This window comes from Gemmatirosa kalamazoonensis, assembly GCF_000522985.1.
Taxonomy (GTDB): Bacteria; Gemmatimonadota; Gemmatimonadetes; order Gemmatimonadales; family Gemmatimonadaceae; genus Gemmatirosa; species Gemmatirosa kalamazoonensis.
The window spans coordinates 856,039-871,385 of sequence record NZ_CP007129.1 but is presented as its reverse complement, the minus strand read 5'-3'; the positions used below and the strand labels follow the sequence as shown (position 1 = coordinate 871,385).

At 72.7% G+C, this 15,347-nt stretch carries 13 protein-coding genes; 8 read left to right on the top strand and 5 right to left on the bottom strand.

Translation table 11 applies throughout. The annotated features are described in order from the left end of the window. Positions 1 to 155: 155 nt before the first annotated feature. Together J421_RS26985 and J421_RS26980 are read right to left on the bottom strand one after the other, a co-directional pair. Positions 156 to 1,067 carry a CopD family protein gene (locus J421_RS26985; RefSeq protein WP_025414230.1) on the bottom strand — a complete coding sequence of 304 codons (912 nt, stop codon included), beginning with the start codon at positions 1,065 to 1,067 and terminating at the stop codon, positions 156 to 158. A 106-nt stretch (positions 1,068 to 1,173) separates the two neighbouring features. Continuing rightward, the gene (locus J421_RS26980; RefSeq protein WP_025414229.1) at positions 1,174 to 5,007 is read right to left on the bottom strand and encodes an outer membrane beta-barrel protein; all 3,834 of its coding nucleotides are present in this window, start codon (positions 5,005 to 5,007) and stop codon (positions 1,174 to 1,176) included. A 286-nt stretch (positions 5,008 to 5,293) separates the two neighbouring features. Between J421_RS26980 and J421_RS26975 the strand changes: the two genes are divergently transcribed. The 4 genes from J421_RS26975 (at position 5,294) to J421_RS26960 (ending at position 7,304) form a co-directional block, all read left to right on the top strand. Further along, complete coding sequence (locus J421_RS26975) at positions 5,294 to 5,734, top strand: hypothetical protein (protein ID WP_025414228.1); 441 nt, start codon at positions 5,294 to 5,296, stop codon at positions 5,732 to 5,734. A 136-nt stretch (positions 5,735 to 5,870) separates the two neighbouring features. After that, a complete protein-coding gene (locus J421_RS26970; protein ID WP_158508918.1) occupies positions 5,871 to 6,416 on the top strand; it encodes an RNA polymerase sigma factor in 546 nt (181 codons plus the stop codon). After that, positions 6,403 to 6,840 carry a hypothetical protein gene (locus J421_RS26965; protein WP_025414226.1) on the top strand — a complete coding sequence of 146 codons (438 nt, stop codon included), beginning with the start codon at positions 6,403 to 6,405 and terminating at the stop codon, positions 6,838 to 6,840. Before J421_RS26970 ends, J421_RS26965 begins: the two co-directional genes overlap by 14 nt. Next, positions 6,837 to 7,304 (top strand): hypothetical protein, encoded by a 468-nt coding sequence (locus tag J421_RS26960; protein WP_025414225.1) that lies wholly within the window; start codon positions 6,837 to 6,839, stop codon positions 7,302 to 7,304. The genes J421_RS26965 and J421_RS26960 overlap by 4 nt, the downstream gene beginning before the upstream one ends. Positions 7,305 to 7,467: 163 nt before the next feature. On the opposite strand, the gene J421_RS26955 is transcribed toward J421_RS26960, so the two are convergent. The 3 genes from J421_RS26955 to J421_RS26950 are packed head-to-tail and all read right to left on the bottom strand — an operon-like array spanning position 7,468 to position 8,999. Next, a complete protein-coding gene (locus tag J421_RS26955; protein WP_236646348.1) occupies positions 7,468 to 8,094 on the bottom strand; it encodes a GlxA family transcriptional regulator in 627 nt (208 codons plus the stop codon). Beyond that, on the bottom strand, positions 8,095 to 8,406 hold the full coding sequence (locus J421_RS34185; protein WP_236646347.1) for a helix-turn-helix domain-containing protein: 312 nt from the start codon (positions 8,404 to 8,406) through the stop codon (positions 8,095 to 8,097). Then, entirely contained in the window at positions 8,403 to 8,999 is a 597-nt protein-coding gene (locus tag J421_RS26950; RefSeq protein WP_025414224.1) for an isochorismatase family protein, read from the bottom strand. Before J421_RS26950 ends, J421_RS34185 begins: the two co-directional genes overlap by 4 nt. A gap of 557 nt (positions 9,000 to 9,556) precedes the next feature. On the opposite strand from J421_RS26950, the gene J421_RS26945 reads away from it, so the two are divergent. From J421_RS26945 to J421_RS26930, 4 genes are all read left to right on the top strand, one after another. Beyond that, entirely contained in the window at positions 9,557 to 12,988 is a 3,432-nt protein-coding gene (locus J421_RS26945) for a S41 family peptidase (RefSeq protein WP_236646346.1), read from the top strand. A gap of 167 nt (positions 12,989 to 13,155) precedes the next feature. Further along, positions 13,156 to 13,575 carry a ribonuclease E inhibitor RraB gene (locus J421_RS26940; protein ID WP_025414222.1) on the top strand — a complete coding sequence of 140 codons (420 nt, stop codon included), beginning with the start codon at positions 13,156 to 13,158 and terminating at the stop codon, positions 13,573 to 13,575. A gap of 24 nt (positions 13,576 to 13,599) precedes the next feature. Next, complete coding sequence (locus tag J421_RS26935; RefSeq protein WP_025414221.1) at positions 13,600 to 14,559, top strand: integron integrase; 960 nt, start codon at positions 13,600 to 13,602, stop codon at positions 14,557 to 14,559. Between the two features lie 316 nt (positions 14,560 to 14,875). Next, on the top strand, positions 14,876 to 15,223 hold the full coding sequence (locus J421_RS26930; protein WP_025414201.1) for a hypothetical protein: 348 nt from the start codon (positions 14,876 to 14,878) through the stop codon (positions 15,221 to 15,223). Positions 15,224 to 15,347: the final 124 nt, after the last annotated feature.

The window sequence follows — 15,347 nt, the reverse complement described above, 5'->3', positions numbered from 1 at the left end:
CCCACTCGGGCAGCTGCTAGTCGAATGGAGAGCTGGGCAACCAGCAGGCGCTTCGCACCGTCACGTTACGGACGGGCGAGGCGGATGTACAACGGCGCAATCGTGCATTGTCTGGTAAGCTAACGCCAGAGAGCTGCGTGGCCCGGGCCGCACTGTCACGGCGGACCGGCCGGCGGCACCGACCCGGGCGGCCGCGGCGGCCGCGGCGAGGGAAGGCTCACGACGATCGCCGTCGCCGCGAGGACGAGCGCGGCGGCGGTGAGCTCGGCCCGCGCCGAACGCCGGATCGTCGTCGCCGCGTCGTCGCCGCCTAACGTAGGGCGCACGCGCCGCCAGTTCCACGCGCCGAGCGCGAACACCACGGCGGCGAGGAGCAGCTTCACGATGAGCGCGTAGCCGTACGGCGTCGTCCACAGCGACGACAGCGGGTTGAGGTGCCGCCACGCCGTGGTGAGCCCCGACGCCACGACGAGCATCCCGCACACGAGCGCGAGCGGCGAGAAGCCGTTCACCATGTCGGCGACGATCGCGCCGCGCCGCGCGCGCGAATCCTCGTCGCGGAACGCGCTCGCGATGCCGGCGACGAGGAGCACGAACAGCGTCCCGATCCACAGCCCGGCGACCACGCGGTGCACGGGGTTCACGAGCCGCGTCCAGGCGCCGGTCAGCACGCCCGTGAGCGTGTTGAGCACCACGCCGACGAGCGCCGCCGGCCAGCCCGCGGGGCGTCCCGCAGAGGCGAGCGCGAGCCCGATCAGCCCGATCGCGAGCAGCACGGCCTGCGCGGCGGTCGGCGGGTTCGTCGCGAGCAGTGCCGACGCGGTCGTGTGCGCGCGCGCGGCGGCCTCCGGCAGGCCGATGACGAACAGCACGGTGTGGACGGCGAGCCCGATCAGACCGATCCGCGCCGCGCGGCGCGCCGCGTCGGCGTGGACGCCCGCGGCGGACAGTCGGTCGCGCAGCGCGGCATAGCGGAACCCCACGGCTCCGAGGGCGAGGAACTGCGCCACGAAGCCGACGTACTCGACGATCGGCTCGGGCCAGTGGATCAGCGGCTCCGCTTGCATCGTACGGTGTTCTCCTCGATGGCGCGAGTGAAGGCCCGGCGGACGAAGCGCCCGCCGACGAATCGTTCGCCGACGGGCGCCTCCCCCGGTCCGAGCCGCCTAACGACTACGGGATCGGACGCCGCCCCTCCCCACCCGGACCACCCGGGCCGCCGAATCCTCCGCGGCCGCGGTTCGCGTTGCGCACCGACTCGGGGAGCAGCGCCCACTGCTCGGGCGTGAGGATCGCCTGCACCGCGCGCGTCGCCTGGGTCGAGCTCTGACGCAGCCGCTGCAGCAGCGGGCCCGCGGTGCCCATCAGCGTGCGCGGATCGGGGTTGCTGCCGGCCTTCTGCAGCATCGCGCTGAGCGAGTCGGCGAGCGGGCCGTTCACCTGCTTCACGCTGTCGCCGAGCGCGCGCAGCTTCACGACCTGTGAGTCGGTGAGCGCGAGCGAGTCCTTGCGCGCGAGCACGGAGTCGACGACGCTCGGCATCGCCGACGCGAGGCGGTCGAGCGCGGAGCGGCCGTTCGCCGCCGTCGCGCCGCCGAACACGCCGCGCAGCCGGTCGCGCACCGGGTCCGGGCCGACCGCGAGCCGCGCCTGCAGCGAGAGCTGGAACGGCACGCGGAACGCGTTCGCCGAGCCGCGCGTCTGGCCGAACCGCTCGTTCACCGTGTACCGGAACGCCTGCGCCTGCGGGTCGAAGCCGCGCACCGTGAGCAGCGTCGCGTCGGGGCGCACCTGCGAGCCCCACCCGTGCAGGTTGTCGACGCCGTGCACGAGCTGGTCGAGGCCACCGAGCAGGTTCTGCGTCGACACGGTGAGCGTGAGGCGCCGGTCGAGGTTGAGGAACGTCGGACGGAAGTTCGCCGACAGGTCGAGCGACGGCTGCCACGGACCGGTGCACGACGCGCGGCCGGCCACCTTGCCTAACGACCGCGTGAGGCAGTCGCTCACGGCGCTCGGCGCCGCGGCGAGCAGGCGGCGCATGCCGTTCGCGACGGCGGTGTCGGGCGCGCTCGCGGGGTCGAACACGAACGCCTGGTCGTTGCGCGAGCCGTCGCCGTTGATGTCGCCGCCGACGACCGGCGTGTACGGCGAGCCGGAGCTGAGCCGGCCGACCGCGCTCACCTCGAGCCACGACACCGCGGGCCACGACACGATCGCCTGGATCTGGTGTCGCCGTTCGAGATCGCTGCGTCCCCACGCCGACACGTTCGGGTCGCCCGCCGTCGTGTTCGCGACGCCGAAGCCGCCGAAGCCGCCCGGGAACGACGTCTGGTCGCGCGACCGCATGAACGTGTACGACAGGTTCGCCTGGATGCCGCGCCGCGTGAACGCGTTCAGCCCGAGCGTCGCCTGCTTCGTGTCGCTCGCGAGGTTCGACGTGGCGACGAGCACGCGCCCGAACTCGGGGTGCACGCGCGACGCGAACAGCGACACCGCGCCGGTCGTCGGCACGATCGTGGCCGCGGGGACGAACACCGGCCGCCCGCCCTCGGCGCGCAGCGTGAACTCCGGCGTCGCGTCGAGGTTCGCGTCGCGGAAGCCGTACTGCGCCACGCCGCGCGCGTAGTTCAGGTCGAGCGACAGCGACAGCCGCTCCTTGACCCGCTGCGTGACGCCGAGCGAGCCGCGCCACGACCGCGGCGCCTGGAAGCCCGGGTCGATCACGGTGACGTTCGGGCGCGCCGTGTTGATGGGGCTCGACGCGAGCCCGCCCGCGCACTGCGTGGGGAGCGCCGCGGTGCCTAACGCGTAGGCCGAGAAGTCGGGCGTCGGCACCGCGGCGCCGATGCACACGAGCTGCGACTCGGTGTTCGACAGCCCCGTGGCGCTCTGCGCGCTCGAGAACACCTGCGTCGGCGCGAGCGCGCGGAACTCGCCCACGCCGCCGCGGAACGTCGTCGCCGGCCCGCCGCCCGCGCCGCCGAAGCCGCCGCCGAACCGACCGCCACCACCGCCGCCGTTCCCGCGCCCACCGCTCCCGCCGCCGTTGTTCCCGGCAACACGTCCCTGCTGCTCGGGCGTGCCGCTCGTCGTGTTCCACCGCGGCGACCACGAGAAGCCGATGCGCGGCGACAGGTGCACCTCGGTCGGGAAGCGGTCGGTGCGATAGCCGAAGAACTGCTCCACCTGCGGGTTCAGCGCCGGCGCGCCGCCGTACTCCGAGCCCTCGAGCCGCACGCCGTACGTGAGCTGCACGGTCGGCTTCCAGCGCCACGTGTCGCCCGCGTACAGCGCGGCGTTCGTCGACTGCCCGTTGCGCTGCTGCGGCGTGAGCGTGCGCGTGTACTGCGACGGCCGGTTCGCGAGGAAGTCGGCGAGCGAGTTGTACGTGAACGTGCCTAACCGATTGGCCGTGAAGTCCTGGTCGTTCTGCACGTGGTTCAGCAGCGCGCCGAGCTTGAAGCGGTGCCCGCTCCCCGCCGGGATGAACGACAGCTCGTCGGAGCTCTCGAACGTCACGTTGTCGCTCGCCTGCGGCAGCCCCGCGTTGCCGCCGAACTGCAGCGTCGACGTGCTGAGCGCGTTGTCGGAGAGCGCCGACAGGATCTGCACGCGCCCCGCGGGGAGCGAGAGGTACGGGTCGCTCTGCTGGTCCGCCGTCGAGCGGTAGGCGCGGATCTCGTTGATCACGGCGCCGTTGAACAGCGTGAGCTGCGACGTGAGCGACGCCATCACGCCGAACCCGTTCCGCGTCTGGCTCCCGCCCGACGACGGCAGGCCCAACGACGCGATGCGCTGCGCGGCGGCGTCGTTCCACTGGCCGTCGAAGCGCAGCATCAGCGTGTGCGACTCGGTGAGGCGCCCGTCGAAGCGGAGGAAGAGCTGGTTCTGGTCGTTGCTCCGGTCGCCGGGGATGCTCGACGTCGTCGGCGCGATGCCGTAGCGCGAGAGCGCGCCGAGGAACTGCCCGACCGAGTCGGGGCTGACGCCGAGGCGCTGCAGCGTCGCGGCGTTCGCCGAGAGCAGCGACTGGAGCGGGTCGGTGCGGCCGCGCACCTGGAACGAGCCGAAGACGAACAGCTTGTTCTTGATGATCGGCCCGCCCAATCCGCCGGACAGCGTGTTCTGATGATACGCGCGGCCGAACGCGCCCGCCTCGGCCGACTGGAACGCGAGCGACGGATCGCGGAACTGGTCGGTGAAGGAGCCCTGGACGAGGTTCGTGCCGCGGCGCGTCGTGCTCGCGATCTGCCCGCCGCTGAACTGGCCGCGCGCGGCGTCGTACGTGTTCGTGATGACGCGCGTGTTGCGCACCGCGTCCTGCGGCACGGAGCCCGAGCCGAACGAGAGGCCGTCGAGCGTGACGTTGTTGTCCGTGAGCCGCTGGCCGGCGACGCTGAACGCGTTCGACGTGGAGTCGCTGCCCGTGATGCCGACGACGCCCGGCGTGAGCGCGGCGATCGCGGCGAGGTCGCTCGCGTCGGCCAGCGGGAGCTTCGAGAGCTGGTCGGGGTTGAACGTGCGCTCCTGCGACCCCGGCGTCGGGCGGTCGTTCGCGTTGCCGAGGCCGCGGTCGCGCGCGTTGTCGCGCACGGTGACGGCGCTGAGCTGCTGCACCGACGAGCCGCCCATCGTCACGTTCGTGATGAGCTGGTCCTCGTCGACGGAGCGCTGCACGAGGAGCGTGCGCGGCTGCACGCCGATCGCGCGCACGGTGAGCTGATAGCGTCCGCCGCCGTCGGGGAACACGATGACGTAGTGTCCCTTCGCGTCGGTCGTCTTCGTGCGCGTCAGCTGCGTCTCGACGGAGATCGCGGTCACCGTGGCGCCGGCGAGCGGCTGCCCCTGCGCGTTCTTGACGGTGCCGCTGAGGATGTCGGTGGTGGCTCCCACCTGCGCGGACGCGACGGCGGGGATCGCGAACTCGGCGCTCGCCGCGGCGAGGCTGCCGATGTAGAGAAGCGCGCGCGCGGTGCGCGCGGCGCGGAGCAGACGATGACGAGACACGGAATTCAGTCCACGCGGTGAGGCCGACGACGAAAAGGACGCTGCGACGGAGACGCAGCCGCCGGGCCGACCGTTTAATCGGACGTCGATCGCCCGTCGGGGCGCGCGTGATGCGGGGGACGCGCGGTGACGCGCGGCACGCCCCGGTGGGGGGTCGCCTCGACATGGATTGGCCCCTAAACGATCTTGGCGCGCCGCGCGTGTCTTGCTCGGCCCCCTCCCGTTCCGTCCGGTGCGCGAGGGGTGGGATCCGCACGAGACCCATCACACCGTAGGAGCCACACCGATGTTCAACCCGTCCGTCCGGCGCGCCTTCCGCGCCGTCGCGCAGGTCGCCACCGCCACGTCCCTCGTCGCCGTGCTGGCGACGGCCGCGCAGGCCCAGCAGCCGGTGACGAAGGATCAGCCGCCCGCAGGGGGGGGAGGTGGTGGGGGCCGGGGCATGGGGGGCCAGCGCATGATGGCTGCCCTGATGGACAGCCTCAACCTGACCGCGGCGCAGCGCACGAAGGTCGATTCGATCAACACGTCGTTCCAGGCGAAGATGCCGGCGTTCACGCCGGGCACCCCGCCGAGCGACGAGGATCGCGCGAAGCGGCAGCAGCTGATGCAGGAGCGTACGACCGCGATCAAGGCGGTGCTCACGCCCGAGCAGTCGGCGAAGTACGACGAGCTGATGGCGGCGATGCGCAACCGCGGCGGTGGCCGTCCCCCGGCCACGCGGTGAGCCGCTGACCGCGCGATGCGTCGTCGCGTCGGTGCACGATCGGGATGATCCGGCCGGGGGGGGCGATGCCTCCCCCCGGCGGAGTCCCCGCACCGGGGCGACGAACGACGAGGCGGCGGCGGAGGACGCGGCGCTCGTGCGTCGCGCGCGCGCCGGCGACGAGGGGGCGTTCGGCGCGCTCGTGCGGAAGCACGTCCGGGCCGCGCACGCCGCCGCCCTCGTCGTCCTCGGCGACGCGGAAGAGGCGGACGACGCCGTGCAGGACGCGTTCGTCTCGGCGCTGCGCCGCCTCGAGGACTGCCGGCCGGAGGAGAAGTTCCGGCCGTGGCTGCTCACCATCGTGCGCAACCGGGCGATCGACCTCCGGCGCCGCTCGCGCGTGCGCCGCGCCGACTCGCTCGACGTGGTGGGCGAGACGGTGGCGGCCTCGCCGGCGCAGGGCCCCCTGCGCGCGGCGGAGCGGGCGGACGCGCGGGCGCACCTCGCCGCGGCGCTCGCCACGCTCACCGACGTGCGGCGCGAGGTGGTGCTGCTGCACGATCTCGAGGGATGGAGCCACCGCGAGATCGGCGAGCATCTGGGATTGGCGGAAGGGACGGTCCGGGCACACCTGTTCTGGGCCCGTCGCGACCTACGGCGCCGGCTGAGCGCCGAGTGGAGGAGAGACGATGACGACGCATGACCCCGACGAGACCACCGCGGTGGATCTCACCCCTCTCTGGCCGGACCGCGGCACGCCGGACCGGTGGGCGTCGCTCGTCGCGCGCATCGAGAGCGCGGCCGCGCCGGAGCTCGCGCGCCGCGCCGGGCGGCTGACCCGGAGCGCCGCCGTCAGCGTCGTCGACGGGGTGGTCGCGGCGGTCGCCCGCTTCGCCGTGCCGGCGTTCGTCGCCGCGGCGGCGGCGATCGTCATCGCGCTCCTGTCGGCGCGCCAGATCGAGGCGCCGATGGCCGCGACGGGCGACGTCGTCGCGACCGCGGGGTCGCTGAGCGAGGAGACGGTGCAGCAGGCGCTGCTCGGCGCGGACGGCGCGTGGATCGCCGAGCAGCGCGCGCCCGACGCGGACGACCTCGTGCGCTCCATGCTCGACGGAGATCCGGAATGACCGAGCCGGGCGACCGGCTGCCGGCCGACGACCGCGCCGGCGCGCGCACGCGCGCCCGGCTCGCGGCGGCGGCCGCGCTGCTGCTCGTCTTCGTGGCGGGAGTGGGTGCGGGGTGGGGCGGGCGCCCGCGCGTGTGCCGTCCGCGGCGTGGCGACAGCCATCCGCCCGCGTGGCTGTGCGGCCGCCGCGGCGGGGGCCCGGGCGGCGGCGGCGATCCGCTGTCGCGCATCGGCGTCTCGGCGGCCGAGCGGGCCCGCGTCGACAGCGCCGTGAAGCGCCGCCAGCCGCAGGTCGAGGCGTTCTGGCGCGGCCCGGGGCAGCAGCTCCGCACCATCCTGGACTCGATGCACGCCGACGTGCGTGCCGCGCTCGACCCCGCGCACCGCGCGGCGTTCGACTCGATCCCCGCGCCGTGGATGCGCGGGCCCGGTGGGGGCGGGCGGCGCGGCGGCGGACAGCGTTAGGCGCGTCGTTCCGGACTCCACGGACGTGTTCTTGGAGGACTGAAGAAGGACTGAAGGAGGACTGAAGGAGGAGAACACCAACAGAGTTGTTGGTCCTTCTTCCGTCCTCCTTCAGTCCTTCTTCAGTCCTACAGAAACTCGTCCGTGGAGTCCAGGAGCCGCGCTAGCCGCGCATACCGCGCGGCGACCGTCCATGGTGCGCTCGCCACACGCGCCGGAGCTGCCGCGCGTCCTCGTACCCGCACGCCGTCGCGATCGCAGCGAGGGTGAGCGTGGGGTTGCGCATCAGGTCGCGCGCGCGCTCGACGCGGAGCCGCTCGCGGAACGCGTGCACGGAGAGCCCCGTCGCGCGGCGGAACGTGCGCGTGAGATGGCGCTCGCTCATGCCGGCGAGGCGCGCGAGGTCGGCGAGCGAGTCGCGCGCGTCGGGGTGCGCGACGAGGTGCTGCTGCACGACGTGCACGCGGGGGCTCAGGTGCGTCTGGTAGTCGAGGTAGACGCTGTCCTGCGCGTGCGCGCCGTCGCGGCGCAGGTAGACGACCATCTCGCGCGCGACCTGCGACGCGAGCACGGGGCCGCCGTCGCGCTCGAGCAGCGCGAGCGCGAGGTCGATGCCGGCGGCGATCCCCGCGGAGCTCGCGATCGGCCCGTCCTCGACGAACAGCCGCTCGCCGACCACGATCGCGCGCGGGAACCGCTCCTGCAGCTCGCGCACGCGCTTCCAGTGCGTCGTGCAGCGGCGTCCGTCGAGCAGCCCTGCCTCGCCGAGCACGAACGTGCCCGTGCACACCTAGCACACCTGCGCGCCGGCGCGCGACGCGTCGCGCACCCACCGTGCGAGCGACGCCGGCGGGCGCCCCGTGCCTAACGCGAAGCCGGGCACGAACACGCGGTCGTCGGGCCCGACCTCGGGGAACGGTGGCAGCGCGGCGAGCGTGAGCCCCTGCGCCGTGACGAGCGCCGGCGTCGCCGCGGCGTAGCCGATCTCGTACGGCACGCCGCACGCCGCCGCCTCGTGGAACGCCTGCAGCGGTCCCGCGACGTCGAGGATCTCGCAGCCAGGGAAGAGCGCGAAGACGACGCGCCGCGGCCGTCCGCTCATGCCGCCGCGAGCTCGCGCGCGAGCTCGCGCACGAGCGTCGTCGTGGAGACGACGCGGGCGAAGCGGCGAGCGAGCGCGTAGCGCGTGCGCTCCGTCACCGCGCCGACGTCGAGCTCCGCGCCCGGCACATCGGGGTCGGGGATCGGGAACGTGAGCGTCGCGTCGAGCACGAAGTCGACCGCGTAGCCGAGGTCCGCGGCGACGCGCGCCGTCGTCTCGCAGCACTGCTCCGTCTGGATCCCGGCGACCGCGAGCCGCCTAACGCCCAACGCGAGGAGGCGGGCGGCGAGGTTGGTGCTCGTGAAGCAGTTGCGCGTGTCCTTCAGGAGCACCGGCTCGTCGGCGCGCGGCGCGAGGAAGTCCATGAGCCGCAGCAGCGGGCTGTCCGGCTCGAACCCCGGGTCGCCGTCGGTGTGGAGGAAGTAGACGACCGGCCGTCCGGCGGCGCGGTACGCGTCGACGAGCGCGGCGACGTTCGCCTCGAACGCGAGGTTGCTGCGGCGCGCCCAGCGCGGGGCGGCGCGGAACGACTCCTGGGCGTCGACGACGAGGAGCGCCGACTGGGCGAGCGGGACGGCGTCGGTGGTGAGCATGGCGGGGGCCGGGTGCGGGTGTGCTCGGAGGATAGGACGGATCGGGCTCTCGCGGAGGGGCGGGGTGGGGCAATAGATGGACGGATCCGGCCATGCGAAGGAACGGCGGGACGGTTCACGGCGGGACGATCTACGGCGGGACGATCTACGGCGGGACGATCTACGGCGGGACGGCTTACGGCGGGACGTCGAACGGCGGGACGTCGAACGGCGGGATCGCGGCGCGTTCGGAGGGAGCCGGTCGGCGTCGGATTGGTACGGCGGCGCGGCGGCGGTCGTGGAACTATGGGCGAAGGGGGGGGAGCCCTCCCGGGTAACTACGATCCGGCGCCCGGTCCCGGGGTTGATCGTCCCGCCGTAAGCCGTCCCGCCGTAAGCCGTCCCGCCGTAAGCCGTCCCGCCGTAAGCCGTCCCGCCGTAAGGCGTCCCGCCGTCGATCGTCCCGCGCTTCAGCGTCCCGCCGTCTCGCCGCTCCTCGTCAGCGCCCCCGCCGCCCCCCGCGTAGACTCCACGCGCGCGCCGACGTCCGGCGCGCCCCGAGCCCACACGGCCCCATGATGCGCCTCACAGCCTCCCGTGCCGCCGCGCTCGCGTCGAGCGCCGCGCTCCTCGCCGCCGCGCCTAACGCCGGCGCGCAGACCAAGATGCTCCGGACCCCGTCGGTGAGCGCGACGCAGATCGCGTTCGCCTATGGCGGCGACGTGTGGATCGTCGACCGTGCCGGCGGTGCCGCGCGACGGCTGACGAGCGGCGGCGGCGAGTCGAGCCCCAAGCTCTCCCCCGACGGCCGCTGGGTCGCGTTCAGCGGCGACTACGGCGGCAACACCGACGTCTACGTCGTGCCCGCCGCCGGCGGGGAGCCGAAGCGGCTGACGTGGCACCCGTCGGCCGACATGGTGCAGGGATGGACGCCGGACGGGCGGAGCATCGTGTTCGCGTCGCCGCGCGCGACCGCCGCGCCGACCGCCGCGCCGCGCTTCTGGACCGTGCCCGCGGCGGGCGGCGTCGAGGAGCCGATGGCGATGCCACGCGCCTACCAGGGGAAGATCGCCCCCGACGGCAAGCGCGTCGCGTATCGCATGAACAACTCGTGGGACGAGGAGCGCCGCAACTATCGCGGTGGACAGAACCGGCCGATCTGGATCATGGACCTCGCCACGCACGACGTCACCACGACGCCGTGGGTGGACTCGAAGGAGATGGACCCCGCGTGGATCGGCGACGTCGTGTACTTCATCTCCGACCGCGACGGCGTGGCGAACGTGTGGTCGTACGACACGCGCGCGAAGACACTCGCGGAACTCACGCACTTCCGCGACTTCGACGTGAAGGCGCTCGACGCCGGCGGGGCGCCTAACGCGGCGGTGGTGTTCGAGCAGGCGGGCCAGATCCACGAGCTCGATCCGAAGACGGGCCGCGAGCACGTCGTCCCCATCTCGGCCACCGGCGACTTCCCGTGGATGATGCCGCAGTGGAAGGACGTCACGCCGCGCATCACGTCGCTCGCGCTCTCGCCGACGGGGCGCCGCGCCGCGGTCGAGGCACGCGGCGAGATCTTCACCATTCCGGCGGAGAAGGGCGACCCGCGCAACCTGACGAACGCGAGCGCGTCGGCGGAGATCCTGCCGCAGTGGTCGCCCGACGGTCGGTTCGTGTCGTACTTCAGCGACAGGAGCGGCGAGTATCGTCTCTACATCGAGGCGCAGGACGGGCTCACGCCGCCGCGCGAGATCGTGCTGCCGGAGCCGAGCCGACCGTACGCGCCGGCGTGGTCGCCCGACGGACGCAAGATCGCGTTCCAGGACACGCATCTGCGGCTGTGGGTCGTCGACGTGGCGACGGGCGCCGCGAAGATCGCCGACAACGATCCGTACTTCCACGCCGCGCGCACGCTCGTGCCGGTGTGGAGCCCCGACTCGAAGTGGATCGCGTACCCGAAGCACCTGAAGTCGCTCTACCGCGCGCTCTATCTGTACGACGTCGACACGGGCGAGAAGCGGCAGATCACCGACGGCCTCGCCGACGCCACGTCGCCGGCGTGGGACGCGGGCGGCAAGTACCTGTGGTTCCTCGCGTCGACGAACCTCGCGCTGCATTCCGGCCTGCTCGACATGTCGGCGTACGACCGACCGGAGACGAAGTCGCTCTACCTGATGGTGCTGTCGAAGGCCGACTCGTCGCCGCTGCTGCCGGAGAGCGACGAGGAGGCGGCGCGTGCGGGCAGAGCTCCTCGTGAGCCCGGCCGAGAAGCGCCTAACACCGATTCGACGCGGCGCACGCCGAGCGCGGAGCGTGGAGCGGGGAGCGCGGAGCGGTCCGATACCGCACGCTCCACGCTCTCCGCTCCACGCTCCACGCTCCCCGTGCGCATCGACTTCGACGGCATCCAGCAGCGCATCGTCGCCGTGGACAACGTCGCCGCGCGCGACTACGAGCAGCTCCACGCCGGCGCGCCGGGGACGGTGTTCTTCCTGGAGCCGCTGCCGGAGACGGGGACCAGCGAGCGGCCCGGCGGCGGCCAGGGCGGCGGCGGGTCGTTAGGCACCGTGCACCGCTTCCAGCTCTCGACGCGACGCGCGCAGCCGTTCGTGCAGGGCGTCGCGCAGTACGTCGTGAGCGCGGACGGCAAGAAGCTGCTGTACCGCGCGCCGGGCGGGCAGGGCGGTCTCTATCTCGTCGACGCCGACAAGGCGCCGCCGGCGGCGAACACCGGCCGCCTCACCGCGTCGCTGCGCGCGTACGTCGACCCGAGGGCGGAGTTCAAGCAGATCTTCGACGAGGGGTGGCGCAACGAGCGCAACAACCTGTACGTGCCGAACATGCACGGCACGGACTGGGCGAAGGACAAGCAGATGTACGCGCCGTTCCTGCCGTACGTCGTGAATCGCGCGGATCTCAACTACCTCATGGACATGATGGGGGCCGAGATCGCGATCGGGCACTCGTACGTGCGCGGCGGCGACATGGGTGGCCCGCCGCAGACCGGTCCCGGCGCGCCGCCCGCCGTCGGGCTGCTGGGCGCCGACTTCACCGTGGAGAACGGCCGCTACCGCATCGCGAAGATCTACGACGCCGAGTCGTGGAACCCCGAGCTGCGCGCGCCGCTGGCGATGCCCGGCGTGAACGTGAAGCGCGGCGACTACGTGCTCGCGATCAACGGCGTGGAGCTGCGCGCGCCCGACAACATCTACCGCCTGCTCGACGGCACCGCGAACCGTCAGACCGTGCTCACCGTGAACGCGCAGCCGACGCTCGTCGGCGCGCGGCAGGTGACCGTGCTCCCGATCGCGAACGAGCAGGGGCTGCGCACGCGCGCGTGGGTGGAGGGGAACCGCCGGCTCGTCGACTCGCTGTCCGGGGGCAAGCTCGCCTACGTGTACCTGCCGAACACCGGGCAGCCCGGGTACACGAGCTTCAACCGCTACTACTTCGCGCAGCAGGACCGGCAGGGCGCCATCATCGACGAGCGGTACAACGGCGGCGGCTCGGCGGCCGACTACATCGTGGATCTGTTAGGCCGCACGTTCGACGGGTACTTCAACAATCCCGTCGGCGACCGGTACCCGTACACCAGTCCCGCGGAGGGGATCTGGGGCCCGAAGGTGATGGTCGTCAACGAGATGGCCGGCTCCGGCGGCGACCTGATGCCGTACATGTTCAAGAGCCGGAAGCTCGGCACGCTGGTGGGCAAGCGCACGTGGGGCGGCCTCGTCGCGACGACCGACACGCCGCCGTTCGTCGACGGCGGCTCGATGATCGCCCCGCGCTTCGGCTTCTTCTCGCGCGACGGGAAGTGGGCGGTGGAGAACGAGGGCGTGACGCCCGACGTCGACGTCGAGAACTGGCCGAAGGAGGTCATCGCGGGGCACGACCCGCAGCTCGAGCGCGCCGTGCAGGAGGCGCTGAAGCAGCTGGCCGAGCACCCGGTGGCGCGCGCCTCGAAGGAGCCGCCGCCGCCGACGTGGGGGAAGCGCCTACCGGAGCCGTGACGGCCCGATCGCCGGTTCGTTAGGCACCTCGACGGCCCGCCCTCTCATCGCGGCGGGCCGTCGTGCGTCGTGCGAGACCGCCGCGCGTCGCCGCGGTGCGGTGGGTCGAGGGCCGCGCGGCATCATGCGGGTGCCGGACCCTCTCGCCGCCCCGTGCCCCGCGTCCCATGTCTCGCTCCGTGCTCGCGATCCTCGGCGCCTTTCTCGCCCTCGATCTGCTGCTCGTCCTGCTGCTCGTGCGCCGGCGCGCGATGCGATCGGCGCGACCCAAGCGCGACGTGTTCCGCGCCCTGCGCGAGGTCGGCGTCGATGCCGCGCAGCCGACGGAGGTGAGCTACTACCTGCACTTCCCCACGCTGCGTGCAGCGGAGAGCGCGAGCGCGCAGGTGGCGGCGCTGCGGATCGACGCGCCGAAGCTCGCGGTGCGCATCGAGCGCGCGGCGATGGGGACCTCGTGGCTCTGTCTCGTGACGACGCACGCGATCCCGTCGGAGCGCGCGATCCACGCCGCGTGCACGGAGCTCGGCGAGGTCGCCGCGGAGTACGGTGGTGAGCTGGACGGATGGGAGGTGGCGGTGACGTGGTGAGCGCGCCGGCGCGCGCCCGGTCCCATGCGATCCCGCCTCCTCGACAACGTCCGATCGTCGCTGCGCGTGCGGCACTACAGCCGGCGCACCGAGGACGCGTACGTGGCGTGGGTGCGCCGCTACGTCCGCTGGTCGGGGCTGCGCCATCCCAGCGAGCTCACGTCACACGACGTCGGCCGCTTCCTGACGTCGCTCGCGACCGACGCGCAGGTCACTGCGTCCACGCAGAACCAGGCGCTCGCGGCGCTGCAATTCCTCTATCGCGACGTCCTCGGCGACCCGCTCGGTGTCGTACCGGGCCTCGCGCCCGCGAAGCGTCCCAAGCGGCTCCCCGTCGTCCTCACGCGCGAGGAGGTCGACCGCGTCCTCTCGTGCATGCACGGCGCCTCGCGCCTCGTGGCGATGCTCCTCTACGGCAGTGGGCTGCGACTGCTCGAGGCGCTCACCCTGCGGGTCAAGGACGTCGACGTCGCGTCGCGCTCGATCGTCGTGCGCGCCGGCAAGGGGGACAAGGATCGCGTCACGATGCTGCCCGACGCGGCGTGTGCACCGCTGGTCGACCATCTCGACGCCGTTCGGTCGCAGCACGACGCGGACCGATCGGCTGGTGGCGGGTATGTCGTGCTGCCGAACGCTCTGCTGCGGAAGTCACCATTGCTGGGGACGGCGTGGCCCTGGCAGTGGATCTTTCCCGCGACCCGCACGTACCTCGACGCGGCATCCGGCGTTCGACGTCGCCACCATCTCCACGAGTCCGCGGTCCAGCGCGCGGTCCGCGTCGCGGTGCTGCAGGCGGGACTCACGAAGCGTGCGACCTGCCACACCTTCCGGCACTCGTTCGCGACGCATCTCCTGGAGGGTGGGTACGACATCCGCACGATCCAGGAGCTGCTCGGCCACCGCGACGTGAGTACGACGATGATCTACACGCACGTGCTGAACCGGAGCGCGTCGGGCGTGCGCAGTCCGCTGGACATGCACTGAGCGATCGATCGATCGTGAGGGTCCACCCGTGTTCACCGCGGTCCCGCACGCGTCTCGGCCCCGTGGGTCCCGTGGGCGGCCGGCCGGCGACGGGACCGTGGTGTTGCTCCGCAGCGTTTCCTCGCAGCGTTGTCGTGGAGCGTGGCCCGCGGCGGATCGTCCAACCGATTGCGTCGCTGGCGGTTCTGGTACCGCCATGTCATTCTGTCAGTCGGCAGGCATTGCGCGAGAGGGGGCGGGTGCGGGGCGGACGCAGACCTGTCTAATCCGCGTTAGCCGGACGCGCAAGCTCACAGAGACTCTGGGAGGAAACGCCATGTCCCCGATACTCGAGATTCGGGCGACGCCGGACCAGCAGGTCGACTTCGCGCTCGCTGCGCTCTTCCGCGGCGTGGCGTTGAGCGACGCCGAGCGGGAGGGCGCGGAGGCAGTCATCCGCGCCGATGTGCTCGCGCGGAGCGAGCCGCCGGCCCCGGGAGAAGATGGTTGGGAGCGCGATCTCCGTTCGATGGTCGAGCGCAACGTCAAGCTCCGGGCGCTGCTCGCCACCGAGGCGCAGAGGGTGGCGTTCGACGCGAACGCCACCGCCCAACGCCAATTGCTGGAGGAGGTGCGCCGGGGTGCTGTGCTTCGGGAGCCCGACGCACCCTCGAGGGCCGGCTAACGAATCGTTGCAGCTGGCGAGGGCGCGCAGCGCTCCTCGCGGCCGCATAATTCACGCTCGCGCCCTCGCAGCTGAACTCCAGCGTTAGCTCGCAACACACTCCGTCGCCAACCCAGTGATCCGG